Origin of the sequence: Kineococcus rubinsiae (assembly GCF_011839805.1) — a bacterium.
Taxonomy (GTDB): domain Bacteria; phylum Actinomycetota; class Actinomycetes; order Actinomycetales; family Kineococcaceae; genus Kineococcus; species Kineococcus rubinsiae.
Genome location: NZ_VWPY01000004.1, coordinates 1 through 14928, shown reverse-complemented (window position 1 = coordinate 14928; position 14928 = coordinate 1). Strand labels below are relative to the sequence as shown.

The window sequence follows — 14928 nt, the reverse complement described above, 5'->3', positions numbered from 1 at the left end:
CCTGCCGGGGTGGACGAGCTGGACGCACCGCTGTCCACGCGCCTGCCCCCGCGCGACGCCGCCCTCCTGGCCACCGAGCTCGAGGTCGAGACCGTCCGCGACCTGCTCTGGCACCTGCCCCGCCGCTACGTCGAGCGGGGCCAGCTGAGCTCCCTGCGCGAGCTGCAGCCGGGGGAGTCGGTGACCGTCGTCGCCGAGGTCGCGAGCGTCTCGGCCCCCCGGATGATGCGCGCCCGCAAGGGCGCCCTGCTGTCCGCGACCGTGGGCGACGGCCGCGACGTCGTCGCCCTCACCTTCTTCGCGGCGCACCCCGGCCAGCTCAACCGCCACGTCGCCGAGCTCGTCGTCGGCCGCCGGGTCCTCGTCTCCGGCAAGGTCGAGGTGTTCAACGGCGCCCTGCAGCTCGCGCGCCCGGACTACCAGCCGCTGGACGACGGCAGCGACGCGGCCGAGCTCGCCGACCGGCCCACCCCGCTGTACCCGGCGACCGGCAAGGCGCCCAGCTGGAAGATCGCCAAGGCCGTCTCGACCGTCCTGGACACGACGTCGGAGATCGCCGACGTGCTGCCCGCCGACGTCGTGCGCCGCGAGGGCCTGCTCAGCCCGCTCGACGCGCTGCGCGCCGTGCACGAGCCGCGCACCAAGGCCGACGTCGGGGCCGGGCAGCGGCGGATGCGCTACGAGGAGGCGTTCGTCCTGCAGACCGCGCTCGCGCAGCGCCGCGCGAGCGTCGCCGGCGAGCGCGCCGTGGCCCGGCCCCCGCGCGGCGACGGCCTGCTGGCCGCCTTCGACGCGCGGCTGCCCTTCGAGCTCACCGACGGCCAGCGCGCCGTGGGCGAGGAGATCGCCGCCGACCTCGCGCGCGAGCACCCCATGCAGCGGCTGCTGCAGGGCGACGTCGGCTCCGGCAAGACGCTCGTCGCGCTGCGGGCCATGCTCGCCGTCGTCGACGCGGGCGGGCAGGCCGCGCTGCTGGCCCCCACCGAGGTGCTGGCCGCCCAGCACCTGCGCTCGATCACCGCGGTGCTGGGCGACCTCGCGCTGGGCGGGCTGCTGGGCGGCGCCGACCTCGCCACCCGCGTCGTCCTGCTCACCGGCTCGATGGGCGCCGCGGCCCGCCGCGAGGCGCTGCTGGCCGCGGCCGGCGGTGAGGCCGGCATCGTCGTCGGCACCCACGCCCTGCTGCAGGAGCACGTGCAGTTCGCCGAGCTCGGCCTCGTCGTGGTCGACGAGCAGCACCGCTTCGGCGTCGAGCAGCGCGACGCCCTGCGCGGCAAGGCGTCCTCGGTGCCGCACCTGCTCGTCATGACCGCCACGCCCATCCCGCGCACCGTGGCCATGACCGTCTTCGGCGACCTCGAGACGTCCGTGCTGCGCGACATGCCGCCCGGCCGCGCCGCCGTCACGACCGTCGCCGTGCCCATGGACAAGCCCGCGTGGGTGGACCGCGTGTGGCGCCGGGTCGCCGAGGAGGCGGCGCTGGGCCGCCAGACCTACGTCGTGTGCGCGCGCATCGAGGCCGGCGACGCCGCGGAGGCCGGCGAGGACGGCGGCGAGGCCCCGCCGCCCGAGCCCGGCCCCGGCGGGAAGGAGAAGCGGCGCCCCGCGGCCGCGGTCTCCGACGTCGTCGCCCAGGTGCGGGCGCACCCCGCCACGGCGGGGCTGCGCACCGAGGTCCTGCACGGCCGGCTGGTGCCCGCCGAGAAGGACGACGTCATGCGGCGCTTCGCCGCGGGCGAGGTCGACGTCCTCGTCGCGACCACGGTCGTCGAGGTCGGGGTCGACGTGCCGAACGCCAGCGTCATGGTCGTCGTCGACGCCGACCGCTTCGGCATCTCCCAGCTGCACCAGCTGCGCGGGCGGATCGGGCGCGGCGGCCTGCCCGGCACGTGCCTGCTCATGACCGAGGTGGGCCCGGGCGGCCCCGCGGGGCAGCGCATCCAGGCCCTGGTGGACACCACCGACGGCTTCGAGCTGGCCCGCACCGACCTCGAGCAGCGCCGCGAGGGCGACGTCCTGGGCGCCGCCCAGTCCGGGCGCCGCTCCTCGCTGAAGCTGCTGGGCGTGCTCGCCGACGCCGACGTCATCGCGGCCGCCCGCCGCGACGCGACCCACCTGGTCGCCGACGACCCGCACCTGGCGGGGCACACTGCGCTGGCGGCGGCCGTCGCCGACCGTGTCACGGGCGAGACCGAGAGATTCCTGGAGCGCGCGTGAGCCAGAAGCAGCAGCCGACCGGGGCGTCCACCCGCCGCAAGCCCGCGGGCGCCAAGCCGGGCGGCGCGGCCCCCGCCGCGAAGACCGCGGGGGCCCCGGCGCGCGGCAAGCCGCGCCGGAAGTCCGGCCCCGCCCTGCTCGAGCTGGACGGCCTGACCGTCGGCTACACCAAGAGCCCCGTGTGCGCGCCCGTCACCGTGCAGGTCGCCGCGGGCGAGGCCGTCTGCCTCGTGGGCGCCAACGGCGCCGGCAAGTCCACGGTCCTGCGCGCGGTCGCCGGCCTGCTCGAACCGCTGGGCGGCGAGGTGCGCCTGCGCGGGTCGGTCGTGGACGAGCGCACGGTGGAGTTCCGCCGCCAGGTCGCGTGCGTCTTCGACGAGGACGCCTGGTTCGCCGAGCTGTCGGTGGCCGAGCACCTCGAGCTGGTGGCGCGCGGGCACGGCGTGCGCGACGTCGTCGCCGTGGTCGACGCCGAGCTCGCCGCCCAGCGCCTGTCCGAGCACGCCGACGAGCTGCCCACCGCCCTGTCCTCGGGGCAGCGCCGCCGCCTGCTGCTGGCCGCGGCCCTCGTGCGCCCCCGCGCGCTGCTGCTGCTCGACGAGCCCGAGCAGCGCCTGGACCCGACGGGCCGCGACACGCTGCTGGAGCGCCTGAAGGCCGAGCGGGACGCGGGCACCGCCATGCTGCTCGCCACCCACGACACGGTGCTGCTGCGCGGCCTGGCCGACCGCGCCGTCGTCATCGACGACCACGTCTGCCGCGTCGTCGACGCCGAGGAGGCCGCGCGCCTGGTCACCGAACCGGTGGCGGGCCCGTGACGCTGCAGCTCGACGGCGACGAGCTGGACGGGGACGACCTGCCCCTGCCGGGTCCCGCGGCCGGCGAACCGCTGCCCACGCGCGCCGAGCTCGTCTCCGAGGCGGCGCCCTCGCGCGCCGCGCGCGGGCTGCGGACCACGGTCTACGACGTCTACACGACCGTCCTGCAGACGGGCATCGGCGGCGGGCTGCTGCTGGGCGCCTCGGGCTCGCTGCGCAACGCCCTGCAGGCCGGGCTGAGCTCCACCGGCGACGGGCCGGGTCTCGTCAGCCGCACGTCCGGCGTCCTGACGTCGGCGGGCCTGGCCGTCGCGGCCGTCCTGGTGCTGCTCGGCGCCCTGTGCCGGATCGGGCCGGTCAGCCTCGGCACCGCGCCGACGGCGTGGTGGACGCCGCTGCCGGTCGAGCGCGGCGACCTGCTGCGCCCCGTCCTGCGCCAGCGCGCGCTCGTCAGCGCCGTCACGGGCGCGGTCATCTGCGGCTGGGCCGGCTCGATCGCCGTCGGCACGTCGCCGGACCTCGGCACGGCCGGCTTCCTGTCCGCCCTCGGCGGGGGCGCCGCGCTCGGCGCCGCCCTGGGCCTGGGCGGCTACGCGCTCGTCACCCGCCCCGCCATCACGGCCGGGACGCGGGCCGTCGTGCGCACGGGCGCGGTCCTCGACGCCCTGGCGCTCGCCGTCGTCGCGGCGCTCGCGGTCTCGGCGCTGGTCGGGCTCGCGGTGGACGAGGTGGCCCCGACCGCCCTGGTCGTCCCGGCCGTGGTCGCCGTCGTGCTCGCCGTGGTCGCGCTGCTCACGGCGGGCGCGCGGTCCTGGCGCGACGTGGGGGCCACGAGCGCGGTGTCGCTGCGCAGCGGCGCCGCGCGGCTGGGCCGGCTCACGTCGTCGGTCCTGCAGGCCGACGTGCGCGAGCTGGGCCGGGCCCTGGCCGCGGACGCCACGGGCCGGCGCCGCCGCCGACGCGGGGCGAGCCGGGTGCCGTGGGCGCGCGGCCCGGCGAGCGCGGTGTGGTCGGCGGACTGGCTGCTGCTGCGCCGCCAGCCCCGCCGCTTCCTGACGGCCGCGGCCTTCGCGCTGGTCCCGCTCGTCGTGGCCGCCGGCACCGGTGCCCCGCGGGGCGTGCTCGCGCTGCTGCTCTGGCTCGCGGGCTACTGGGCCGCCACGACGCTCTCCGAGCCCGCCCGCAGCATGGCGCTGGTGCCGGCCGCGGCCCGCGCGCTGCCCGTCAGCCAGACCCGGCTGCCGCTGCTGCGCCTGGTCCCCGTGGCCGTCCTCATGGCGGTCTGGGGCGCGGTCGCCGTCCCGCTGGCCGCGACGACGTCGGGCCTGGTGCACGGCGAGACCACCGGCACGGCGTGGTGGGCCTGGGCCCTGCTGGGCGCCTTCGCGGGGCCCGGCTGGGCCGGCGCCGCCCTGCGCGGGGCGCTGCGCCCCGACCCGGACCTGTCCCGCCCGCAGGTGTCGACCGCCATGGGCTCGCTGCCGCCGGGCGCCATCGCGGCCGTCTCCACCGGGCCGGACCTCGGGGTCCTCGTCACCGTCCCCGTCCTGCTGGCCGTGCTCTCGCGCGGGGCGTTCCCGCTGCTCGTGCAGGGGCAGGTGCTCGCCTCGGCCGCGGCCGTCGGCCTCGGCTGGTGGTACGCCGCGCACCGGGCCCGCAAGATCTCGTGACCCGCATCGTGGCCGGCGCCGCCGGGGGCCGGCGGCTGAAGGTCCCGCCGGGCGACACCACCCGCCCGACGAGCGACCGCGTGCGCGAGGCCCTGTTCTCCGCGCTCGACGCCGCGGACGCCGTGGCGGGCGCGCGCGTCCTGGACCTCTACGCGGGTTCCGGTGCGCTGGGGCTGGAGGCCGCGAGCCGCGGGGCCGAGCGGGTCGTGCTCGTCGAGGCCGCGCGCAGCGCCGCGGCCACCGCGGGCGCCAACGTGCGCACGGTCGGCCTGCCCGGGGTCAGCGTCGTGACCGAGCGGGTCGAGCGCTTCGTCGCGGGCGCCGGGGCCGTCGTCGCGGACGGCTGGGACCTCGTGCTGCTCGACCCGCCCTACGCCGTCGACGACGACGCCCTCGCCGGGGTCCTCGCCGCGCTGCCCGCGCTGCTCGCGCCCGCGGCGACCGTCGTCGTCGAGCGCTCCACGCGCAGCGGCGAACCGCGCTGGCCGCCGGGCCTCGCGCCGGCGCGGCACAAGAGGTACGGCGAGACGACCCTGTGGACGGCCCACCCGAGCGAGCAGGCGCCGTGAGCGCCGCTGCTAGGTTTCCGGGCGTGCCCCCGACCGCCCGCCGCTGCGTGTGCCCGGGCAGCTTCGACCCGGTCACCCTGGGCCACCTCGACGTGGTGCTGCGGGCCGCGGACCTCTTCGACGAGGTCCACGTGGGCGTCGCGACCAACCCCGCCAAGCGCACCCTGTTCACCGGCCCCGAGCGCGTCGCGCTGGTCCGCGAGGCGCTGGACGCCACGCAGGACGCGCGCGCCGCGCAGGTCGTCGTCGAGGAGGTCGGAGAGGGGCTGCTCGTCGACCACGTGCGCCGCGTCGGCGCCCGGGCCGTGGTCAAGGGCCTGCGCGGCGGCACCGACTACGCCTACGAGCTGCCGATGGCGCTGATGAACCGGCACCTGGCCGACGTCGAGACCGTCTTCCTCGTGGGGGACCCGCGCTTCGAGCACGTGTCGTCCTCGCTGGTGAAGGAGGTCGCCCGCTACGGCGGCGACGTCGCCGGCCTCCTGCCGCCCGTGGCCCGCACCGCCCTGCTCGAGCGCCTGGGCGCCGCGCAGGCCCCACCCCCGTCCGCAACGTCCAGCACGAACGAAGGCAGGTAGTCCCGTGGAGGTGCACGAGAAGCTCGGCGAGCTCGCCGCCCTGGTGTCGGGGGCGCGCGCCGTGCCGCTGTCGTCCTCGGTGGTGGTGGACCGCGAGGCCGTGCTGCGCCTGGTCGCCGAGGTGCGGCGGCTGCTGCCCGCGGAGGTCCAGCAGGCCGGCGACGTCCTCGCGCAGCGCGACGAGGTCCTGGGGGCCGCGCAGGAGCAGGCGGAGCACGTCCTCGCAGAAGCCCGCACGCGCGCGGAGGAGCTCACCGACGCCCAGGCCGTGACGCGGGCGGCGCGCGAGCGCGCCGACCACATCGTGGCCACGGCCCGCGAGGAGGCGCAGCGGCTGCGCACCGACGCCGACGCGTGGTGCGACGCCAAGCTGGGCGACTTCGAGGAGGAGCTCGAGCGGCTGCAGCAGCAGGCCCGCCGCGGCCGCGACCGCCTCAAGGTCCGCAGCCCGGGGGACCCCGACGCCTCCCCGGACGCCGACCGCGGCGCCCACCGCGCCCCGCGCCCGGACGCCGACGCGCCCGCCGGGGACACCGCCGCCGGCTGACACCGACGCCCGCGGGGGCGTCCCCCGCGCGGGGACGACCCGCGATTGGGGAACTGGGCCGGTGCTCGGCTACCCTGGGCACCGGCCTCGACGCTGGTGAGCGGTGCCACTCCCCCCGGGGCAGTGGCGGCGACCACGAGCGGCGGGGCCGTGTGGTGCGAGCAGTGCACGTGGTCCCAGGAGGTCGGAGCAGTGGTGAAGGTGCAGGAGGGTCGTCTCGACCCGAACGCTCCGCTGGTGCTGTCCACGCACGAGCTGGGGCGGCGTCCCGGGTCGATGCGCCCGCTGAAGCTCACGGTGCCTGCGCCCGCAGAGCTGGGCATCGCCGTGATCGGCGTCCCCGAGGGCAGCGACCTCGTGCTCGACCTCCGCATGGAGGCCGTCATGGAGGGCGTGCTGGTCTCGGGCACCGTCAGCGGCGTCGCGGTGGGGGAGTGCTCGCGCTGCCTCACCCCCGTGGAGCAGGACGTCGTGGTCGACGTGCAGGAGCTCTTCGCCTACCCGGGCAAGACTCCCGCCGAGGTCGCCGACGACGAGGACGAGGTCCGCGAGGTCGCCCCCGGCGAGCTGGTGGACCTGGAGCCGACCGTGCGCGACGCGATCGTGCTGGAGCTGCCGTTCCAGCCCGAGTGCGACGGTCCCTGCCAGCAGGACTACGAGATCGGGGTCTCCGAGCAGACCCCGGCCCGCGAAGAACCGGCGGACCCGCGCTGGGCCGCCCTGCAGGACCTGCTGGGCGACCAGCGGTCCGGCGACACCCCGTCCGAGTCGAGAGAGAAGAGCTGACCGTGGCCGTCCCGAAGCGGAAGATGTCCCGCAGCAACACGCGTTCGCGCCGGTCGCAGTGGAAGGCGGCGGAGACGACGCTGACCACCACGCTGGAGCGCGGCCAGGTCGCGTACTCGCGCCCCCACCAGGCCCGGGTCGTCACCGACTCCGCCGGCACCCCGCTGTACCTGGAGTACAAGGGCCGCAAGGTCAAGGACCTCTGAGCCTGTCCGAGAAGCTCGCCGGCGGCCTCCCGGTGGGTGACGACGCGTCCGTCGTCGCCCGCCTGGAGGTCGCTCTGGGTCTCAGCATCGGCGAGGAGCTCCTCGTCCAGGCCCTGACGCACCGCTCGTACGCCTACGAGCACGGCGGTCTGCCGACGAACGAGCGCCTGGAGTTCCTCGGGGACTCCGTGCTCGGGCTCGTCGTCACCGACAGCCTCTACCACCGCCACCCCGACGTCTCCGAGGGCAAGCTCGCGAAGCTGCGCGCGGCCGTCGTGAACATGCGGGCCCTGGCGGACATCGCGCGCGAGCTCGAGCTGGGCTCCTTCGTCCGCCTCGGCAAGGGCGAGGAGACGACCGGCGGCCGGGACAAGTCCTCGATCCTGGCCGACACCCTCGAGGCCGTCTTCGGCGCCGCCTACCTCGCGGCCGGCACGGAGGCCGCGCGGGACCTCGTCCTGCGCCTCGTCGGCCCCCTGATGGACTCCTCGGAGCGCCTCGGCGCGGGCACCGACTGGAAGACGACGCTGCAGGAGGCCACGGCCGCCGCGGGTCTCGGCGTGCCCGCCTACGACATCACCGCCTCGGGGCCCGACCACGCCAAGTCGTTCACGGCCGACGCCGTGGTCAGCGGCACGGTCCTGGGCCACGGCGAGGGCCGCAGCAAGAAGGAGGCGGAGCAGAAGGCCGCTTCCGCCGCCGTGCAGGCGCTGGAGGACGCGACGGCCGCGGCCGCCACCCGCTCCACCCGCGTCCCGGGACCCCCCGCTCCCGACCGGGCCTGAGCGTGCCGGAGCTGCCGGAGGTCGAGGTCGTGCGGCGCGGCCTCGCCGCGCACGTCGTCGGCCGCCCGGTGCGCGAGGCGGAGTTCCTGCACCCGCGGGTCACGCGCCGCCACGTCGCCGGTCCCGCCGACGCCCTGGCCCGCTCGACGGGCGTGGTCGTCGCCGACGCGGTCCGGCGCGGCAAGTACCTGTGGATGCCGCTGGCCGACGCCTCCGGGACCGCGAGCGACGCCCTGCTGGTCCACCTCGGGATGAGCGGGCAGCTGCTCGTCGAGGGCGACGACGCCCCGGACGAGAAGCACCTGCGGGCACGGTGGCGCTTCGCCGACGACGGCCCCCAGCTGCGCTTCGTCGACCAGCGCACCTTCGGCGGCGTGTCCGTGGTGCCGCTGGTGCCCGTGGCCGACGGCGGCCCCGGCGGCCGCGGTGAGCACCCCGAGGCGTCGTGGGGTGCGTTCCTGCCCGCCTCGGTCGCGCACATCGCCCGCGACCCGCTCGACCCGTCCTTCGACGACGCGGGGTTCGCGCGGCGGCTGCGGCAGCGCACCACGGGGCTGAAGCGGGCGCTGCTGGACCAGACCCTCGTCTCCGGCGTCGGCAACATCTACGCCGACGAGGCCCTGTGGCGGGCGCAGCTGCACTACGCGCGGCCCACGAAGACGCTGCCCGCCGCCGCTGCGCTGCAGGTGCTCTCGGCCCTGCGCGACGTCATGGCCGCGGCCCTGGAGGCCGGCGGCACGAGCTTCGACTCCCTCTACGTCGACGTGAACGGCGCGAGCGGCTACTTCGACCGGTCGCTGGCCGCCTACGGCCGGGAGGACCGGCCGTGCCCGCGCTGCGGCACCCCGATCCGGCGCGACGCCTTCATGAACCGCTCGTCGTTCTCCTGCCCGCGCTGCCAGCCGCGCCCGCGCAACGCCCACCTCTGAGCGTGGCGGTGCGCGTCAGCGCACCAGGCGGAAGATCAGCGGGTAGCGGTACGCGCGGCCCTGGCTCGCGGCGATCGCCCCCAGGATGGAGAACACCAGCGCGGCGAGGGCCGGCAGGAACAGCAGGTAGAAGAGCAGGAAGCCCACGCCGAGGGTGACGATCCCGATGATCGTGAACGCGATGGACAGCGCGAACGAGTAGGCGATGAGCGAGATGTTCATGTTCAGCGACTCCGCCGCGTGCTCGCGCACGAACCGGCTGCGGTCCTTGAACACCAGGAAGACGACGAGCGGCCCGACGAACGGCAGCCCCACGATGCTCGCGGCGAGCCAGGACAGGTGCCCGACGAGGCCCCAGGTCCGCTCGTCCTGCACGGACAGCGGCCGGCCGTAGGGCTGGGGGCCGCCGTAGGGCTGCTGCTGCGGCTGCCCGTACCTCTGCTGGCCGTACTCCTGCTGGCCGTACTCCTGCTGCCCGTGCTCCTGCTGGCCGTAGCCCCGCGGCCCGTACCCCTGCGGCCCGGTGGGCTGGCCGTACGGCGGCTGGGACGGGCCGGACGGCTGCTGCGGCTGCTCGCTCACGGGGAACCTCCTGGAGACGGGGTGGGACGCCTCCGACTCTCCCAGCCGCGGGCCCGCCGTGTCCTCCGTCCGGCGTCGGACGCCCGCCTCCGTCAGGAGTCGCGTGCGTCGGCTGTCACGAAGTCGATCAGCTCCTCCACGCGCCCCAAGAGGGCGGGCTCGAGGTCGGCGTAGCTGCGGACCGTGCCGAGGATGCGCTTCCAGCCGTGCGCGACGTCGGCCTGCGTGGCGTGCGCCCAGCCCAGCTCGGCGAGGATGCCGTGCTTCCAGTCCTGCCCGCGGGGGATGCTCGGCCACCGCTGCCAGCCGAGGCGCTGCGGGCGCACGCCCTGCCACACGTCGATGAAGGGGTGACCGACGACGAGGACGTGCGGGTCCTTCGTGACGCCCGCGACGATGCGCGACTCCTTGCTGCCGGGCACGAGGTGGTCGACGAGCACGCCGATGCGCCGGCCGGGGCGGGGCGCGAAGGAGCGCACGGCCGCGTCCAGGTCGTCCACGCCGTCGAGCAGCTCGACGACGACGCCCTCCACGCGCAGGTCGTCGCCCCAGACCCGCTCGACGAGCTCGGCGTCGTGGCGGCCCTCGACGAGGATCCGGGAGGCGCGGGCCGTGCGGGCCGCCGCCCCGGCCACGGCGACGGACCCGCTGGCGGTCCGCGTGGGCGCGGCCGGCGGGGCCGCGGCGCGGGGGGCGGTGAGCCGGACGGGCTGCCCGTCGACCCAGAAGCCCGGGCCGAGGGGGAACGTGCGCCGCTTCGCCTTCGCGTCCTCCAGGACGACGACGTGCACGCCGCCGCTCTTCTCCACCCGCACGACCGCGCCGACCCAGCCGGTCTCCACGTCCTCCACGACCAGGCCGGTGGTGGCCGGCAGCTCCCGCGAGGTGGGCCGCTTCGGGTGCGGGTCGCTGGACAGGACGTCGGTGCCGTAGCGGTCGCTCGAGCTCACGCCGGAACGCTAGCCGCGGCCCGGAGGCCTCCGGGGGTGCCGCGCCGGGTGGCTGCGCAGCGCGCTCCCGCGGCCTGACCTAGACTTGGCACTCGGTCCGGCGGAGTGCCAGCAGTGGCGGAGAGGGGCAGACGGATGAGCGACGACCGCAGGCTCTCGGTGCTGCGCGCCATCGTCGAGGACTACGTCTCCAGCCACGAGCCGGTCGGGTCCAAGGCCCTCGTGGAGCGCCACCAGCTGGGCGTCTCGCCCGCGACGATCCGCAACGACATGGCGGTGCTGGAGGAGGAGGGCTACATCACCCAGCCCCACACCAGCGCCGGGCGGATCCCCACCGACAAGGGCTACCGCCTGTTCGTCGACCGCCTCGCGGCCGTGAAGCCCATGTCCGCGGCGGAGCGGCGCGCCATCCAGACCTTCCTCGACGGGGCCGTCGACCTCGACGACGTCGTCGACCGCACCGTCCGCCTGCTCGCGCAGATCACGCGCCAGGCGGCCGTCGTGCAGTACCCGTCGCTGTCGCGGGCCGCGGTCCGCCACGTGGAGCTCGTGCCCGTCGGCGGCCGCAGCGCCCTGCTCGTGCTCATCACCGACACCGGGCGCGTGGAGCAGCGCGTCATCGACGTGCGCTCCGCCGTCGACACCGAGTCGCTGACGACCGCCCTGGCCGTGCTGCGCACCCGGCTCAACAGCGCCCTCGCCGGCCACCGCCTGGGCGAGGCGCGCGACAGCCTCACCGACGTCGTGCAGGTCACCCCCCAGGCCGACCAGGCCGTCGTCGCGGAGATCGTCGCGGCGCTCGGGGACTGCCTCACGGCGGGGCTGGAGGAGAAGGTCGTCATCGCCGGCACCGCCAACCTCGTGCGCTCGGGCGCCGACCTCTCCGCCTCCCTGGGCACCGTGCTGGAGGCGCTGGAGGAGCACGTCGTCCTGCTGCGCCTGGTCCAGGAGATGACCGAGGACCCGGCGGCCGGCCGGGGCACCCTCAGCGTGCGCATCGGCGCGGAGAACCTGCACCTGGGCCTGGCCGAGACCTCCGTGGTCACCACCGGCTACGGCGACGGCGAGGTCCTCGCCCGCCTGGGCGTCCTCGGCCCGACCCGCATGGACTACCCGACCACCATGGCCGCCGTCGGCGCCGTGTCCCGCTACGTCTCGCGGATCCTGTCCTCGTGACGGCGCCGCGACACCCCGGCCAGCACCCGACCCGACAAGGAGACCTGAGCGTCCTGTGAGCGACTACTACGACGTCCTCGGCGTCAGCAGGGACGCCTCGGCGGAGGACATCAAGCGCGCGTACCGCAAGCTCGCGCGCAAGCTCCACCCCGACGTGACCGACGACCCCGCGGCGGGTGAGCAGTTCAAGGAGGTCTCGCAGGCCTACGACACGCTGTCCAACCCCGACAAGCGCGCCAGCTACGACCGCGGCGGCGGCCAGCAGGGCGGCGCCGGCTTCGGCCAGGGCTTCGGCTTCAGCGACATCATGGACGCGTTCTTCGGCCAGGGCGGGCAGGGTGGCGGCCGCGGGCCGGCCAGCCGCACCCAGCGCGGCCAGGACGCGCTGATCCGCGTCGACATCGACCTCGCCGAGGCCGCGTTCGGCGGGGAGCGCTCCATCCAGGTCGACACGGCCGTGCTGTGCCCGACGTGCAAGGGCTCGTGCTGCCAGCCCGGCACCAGCCCCGCGACGTGCGACATCTGCCACGGCCAGGGCCAGGTGCAGCGCGTCGTGCGCTCCCTGCTCGGCCAGGTGATGACCACGCAGCCGTGCCCCTCCTGCCAGGGCTTCGGCACCGTCCTGCCCTCGCCGTGCCTGGAGTGCTCGGGCGAGGGCCGCGTGCGCGCCCGCCGCCCCCTGACCATCCGCATCCCCGCGGGCGTCGACACGGGCACCCGCATCCAGCTGGCCTCGCAGGGCGAGGTCGGCACGGGCGGGGGCCCGCCCGGCGACCTGTACGTCGAGATCCACGAGCGCCCGCACCCGGTCTTCACCCGCAACGGCGACGACCTGCACTGCACGCTCGAGGTGCCGATGACGGCGGCCGCGCTCGGCGCGTCCATCCCGCTGGAGACCCTCGACGGCCTCGAGGACGTCGACGTGCGCGCCGGCGCGCAGGCGGGGGAGACGGTGACGCTGCGGGACAAGGGCGCCGAGCACCTGCGGGCCACGGGCCGCGGCGACCTCGTCGTCACCCTCGACGTCGCCACGCCGCGCGACCTCGACGAGGAGCAGGAGGAGCTGCTGCGGCGCCTCGCGGAGCTGCGCGGCGAGGTGAAGCCGGCGGGCAAGCTGTCGCCCGCCCACCAGGGCGTGTTCTCCAAGCTGCGCGGCCGCTTCCGCGACCGGTGAGCGGGCCTCGTCGGAACGGGCACCGGTGAGCCGCCCGGCGGGCGGGGTCGCCGAGCGCGTGCGCAGCGGCTTCCGCGCGCGCGTCTCCGGCGACCCGACGGGGGCTCCGGACTGGGTCCGCGACATCGCGCTCGTCGGCGAAGGGCCGGGCTGGTTCGAGCCCGACGGCGTGGTGTGGCGGGTCCACGGCGACCTGTCGACGCTCGTCGGCGGGGTCGTCGCCCTGCTCGGGCAGGGGGCGCACCCGCTGGCGCTCGCGGGCGTGCAGCGCCACTCCAGCTACCAGCAGGACCCGTGGGCGCGCCTGGCGGGCACGGCCCGCTGGCTCGTCGTGTCCACCTTCGGCTCGGCGCAGCTCGCCGAGCGCGAGGCGGCCCGGGTGCGCGGCATGCACACGCGCGTGCGGGGCACCGACGAGCGGGGCCGCGCCTACGCGGCGTCCGACCCGCGGCTGCTGCGCTGGGTGCACCTGGCCTTCACCGACGCGTTCCTCGCGGCGCAGACCGAGGTCGGTCGCGACCTGTCGCGCCGCTTCGGGCCGCGCTGGGCCGACACCTACGTCGCCGAGTGGGCCCGCAGCGCCGAGGCGCTGGGGGCGACGGACCTGCCGTCCTCGCGCGGGGGGCTCGCGGAGGCGCTCGCGGAGCTCGGCCCGGACCTCGAGCCCGTCCCCGGGCACCTGCTGCGCTTCCTCGCCGCCCCGACGGGCCTGGGGCGCACCGAGCAGCTCTTCTACTCCGGCCTCTCCGCCGCGGGCGGTCTGCTGCTGTCGCCGACCATCGCGCCGCTGGCGGGCCTGCCGGGCCGCGACGCCCGCGGCCTGCGGGAGCGGGCCGTGCTGGCCCGCACCCGCTGGCAGCTGCGCGGCCTCCAGGTCGCGCTGGGGCCCTACAGCCCGTCGGAGGACGCGGCCCGGTACCGGATCGGGACGGCCCCGCCGCCCCCGTGGCTTGCCGAGGTCCCGGCCGTCAGCGGACGGTGACCGTCTTGGTGTCCGCCGCGGGAGCCGACCCCTCGCCACCGGACTCGTCCGGCGCCTGCACGGCGATCGTGTAGGTCCCGGCCGGCAGCGGGACGGTGACGGTGAACTCCGCGAACCGGCCGTTCGCCCCGGCCTGCACCGCGTCGCGGGCGACCTCCGCGCCCGAGGCGTCGGTGACCGTGCAGAGCAGCGTGCCCTCGAAGCCCGTCCCGACGCCCTGCACGACGACCTGCCCGGGCGTCGCGGTGCTCGTCGAGGTGATCCAGGCGGGCGCCTGGACGTCGGCCTGCGGGGCGCGGGAGACCGTCCCGGCCACGGCGTGCCCGAACAGCGTCGGCTCCGCGGCCGCGCCCACCTGGATCCGGACGGGCAGGTCCTCGCCCGCCGCGGCGGTGACCGTGTGGACGAGCTGCTGGACGGCGGCCGCGGCCTGCGCCGCCGGGAGCGTGCCGGTCGCGACGGAGCCGTCGAGGTCCACGACGAGCACCCCGTCGACCGAGGTCACGCGGGCGGCGTCGTCGGCGCTCCAGGGGCTCGTGTAGTCGGGGTCGGTGGCCGCCCCGGCGAGCATGGCGCGCAGCGCACGGGTCGCGTCGTCGCCCGCCCCGGGGGCCTTGACGAACTCCCGGAACAGCTTCCCCGAGCCGTCCCCGAGCCAGTAGACGGGCACGGAGGCGGCGCCCGAGGGCAGCGCGGAGGGGGCGGCGGGGGTGCTCGCCGGGCTCGACGTCGCGGGGGCCGCGGCCGCCGTCGACGTCGCGGCGGCGGTCGGGTCCGCGGTCGACGGTGCGGGCGCGGGGGCCGTGCTCGCGGGCGGGGTCGTGGACGCGGCGGCGCTCGGCGCGGCGCTCGCGGCCGTGAGCCGGACGGTGTCGCCCGGGCCGGGGCGGGTCAGCGCGTAGCCGGCGCCCCCGCCGACCACCACGACCGCGGCGGCGGCCGCGACGGCCGTCCAGGCC

Annotated in this window: 16 protein-coding genes; 13 read left to right on the top strand and 3 right to left on the bottom strand. The window is 76.8% G+C overall.

Features of this window, described 5'->3' with window-relative positions; translation table 11 throughout:
• Positions 1 to 9: 9 nt before the first annotated feature.
• From F1544_RS03920 to mutM, 10 genes are all read left to right on the top strand, one after another.
• The gene (locus F1544_RS03920) at positions 10 to 2217 is read left to right on the top strand and encodes an ATP-dependent DNA helicase RecG (RefSeq protein WP_167582315.1); all 2208 of its coding nucleotides are present in this window, start codon (positions 10 to 12) and stop codon (positions 2215 to 2217) included.
• On the top strand, positions 2214 to 3035 hold the full coding sequence (locus F1544_RS03915) for an ABC transporter ATP-binding protein (RefSeq protein ID WP_308469866.1): 822 nt from the start codon (positions 2214 to 2216) through the stop codon (positions 3033 to 3035). Before F1544_RS03920 ends, F1544_RS03915 begins: the two co-directional genes overlap by 4 nt.
• Positions 3032 to 4705, top strand: a complete 1674-nt coding sequence (locus tag F1544_RS03910) for a DUF6297 family protein (protein WP_167582314.1) — start codon at positions 3032 to 3034, stop codon at positions 4703 to 4705. The genes F1544_RS03915 and F1544_RS03910 overlap by 4 nt, the downstream gene beginning before the upstream one ends.
• Positions 4702 to 5274 (top strand): 16S rRNA (guanine(966)-N(2))-methyltransferase RsmD, encoded by a 573-nt coding sequence (gene rsmD / locus F1544_RS03905; RefSeq protein ID WP_167582312.1) that lies wholly within the window; start codon positions 4702 to 4704, stop codon positions 5272 to 5274. Before F1544_RS03910 ends, rsmD begins: the two co-directional genes overlap by 4 nt.
• Positions 5275 to 5297: 23 nt before the next feature.
• Positions 5298 to 5852 (top strand): pantetheine-phosphate adenylyltransferase, encoded by a 555-nt coding sequence (gene coaD, locus F1544_RS03900; RefSeq protein ID WP_308469865.1) that lies wholly within the window; start codon positions 5298 to 5300, stop codon positions 5850 to 5852.
• 4 nt (positions 5853 to 5856) lie between these two features.
• Complete coding sequence (locus tag F1544_RS03895) at positions 5857 to 6399, top strand: ATP synthase subunit B family protein (protein WP_167582310.1); 543 nt, start codon at positions 5857 to 5859, stop codon at positions 6397 to 6399.
• Between the two features lie 192 nt (positions 6400 to 6591).
• The gene (locus F1544_RS03890; protein ID WP_208971256.1) at positions 6592 to 7185 is read left to right on the top strand and encodes a YceD family protein; all 594 of its coding nucleotides are present in this window, start codon (positions 6592 to 6594) and stop codon (positions 7183 to 7185) included.
• 2 nt (positions 7186 to 7187) lie between these two features.
• Positions 7188 to 7391, top strand: coding sequence for a 50S ribosomal protein L32 (gene rpmF / locus F1544_RS03885; protein ID WP_167582308.1), 204 nt, complete (start codon positions 7188 to 7190; stop codon positions 7389 to 7391).
• A gap of 32 nt (positions 7392 to 7423) precedes the next feature.
• Positions 7424 to 8176 (top strand): ribonuclease III, encoded by a 753-nt coding sequence (rnc, locus tag F1544_RS03880; protein WP_308469864.1) that lies wholly within the window; start codon positions 7424 to 7426, stop codon positions 8174 to 8176.
• A gap of 2 nt (positions 8177 to 8178) precedes the next feature.
• Positions 8179 to 9105 carry a bifunctional DNA-formamidopyrimidine glycosylase/DNA-(apurinic or apyrimidinic site) lyase gene (mutM, locus tag F1544_RS03875; protein ID WP_167582306.1) on the top strand — a complete coding sequence of 309 codons (927 nt, stop codon included), beginning with the start codon at positions 8179 to 8181 and terminating at the stop codon, positions 9103 to 9105.
• Between the two features lie 15 nt (positions 9106 to 9120).
• Here mutM and F1544_RS26100 read toward each other — a convergent pair whose 3' ends face one another.
• A complete protein-coding gene (locus F1544_RS26100) occupies positions 9121 to 9687 on the bottom strand; it encodes a DUF4870 domain-containing protein (RefSeq protein WP_167582304.1) in 567 nt (188 codons plus the stop codon).
• A 92-nt stretch (positions 9688 to 9779) separates the two neighbouring features.
• Positions 9780 to 10637, bottom strand: a complete 858-nt coding sequence (locus F1544_RS03865) for a DUF3097 family protein (protein WP_167582302.1) — start codon at positions 10635 to 10637, stop codon at positions 9780 to 9782.
• A 135-nt stretch (positions 10638 to 10772) separates the two neighbouring features.
• Here F1544_RS03865 and hrcA point away from each other — a divergent pair, with 135 nt between their 5' ends.
• Genes hrcA through F1544_RS03850 form a run of 3 tightly spaced genes read left to right on the top strand, consistent with a single transcriptional unit; the run spans position 10773 to position 13969 of the window.
• The gene (gene hrcA / locus F1544_RS03860; protein ID WP_167582300.1) at positions 10773 to 11813 is read left to right on the top strand and encodes a heat-inducible transcriptional repressor HrcA; all 1041 of its coding nucleotides are present in this window, start codon (positions 10773 to 10775) and stop codon (positions 11811 to 11813) included.
• 55 nt (positions 11814 to 11868) lie between these two features.
• Positions 11869 to 12987, top strand: a complete 1119-nt coding sequence (dnaJ, locus tag F1544_RS03855; protein WP_167582298.1) for a molecular chaperone DnaJ — start codon at positions 11869 to 11871, stop codon at positions 12985 to 12987.
• Between the two features lie 25 nt (positions 12988 to 13012).
• A complete protein-coding gene (locus F1544_RS03850; protein ID WP_167582297.1) occupies positions 13013 to 13969 on the top strand; it encodes an oxygenase MpaB family protein in 957 nt (318 codons plus the stop codon).
• On the opposite strand, the gene F1544_RS03845 is transcribed toward F1544_RS03850, so the two are convergent.
• On the bottom strand, positions 13956 to 14928 hold a 973-nt coding region (locus F1544_RS03845), incomplete at its 5' end, for a Gmad2 immunoglobulin-like domain-containing protein (RefSeq protein WP_167582295.1). The two genes, F1544_RS03850 and F1544_RS03845, sit on opposite strands and share 14 nt — an antisense overlap.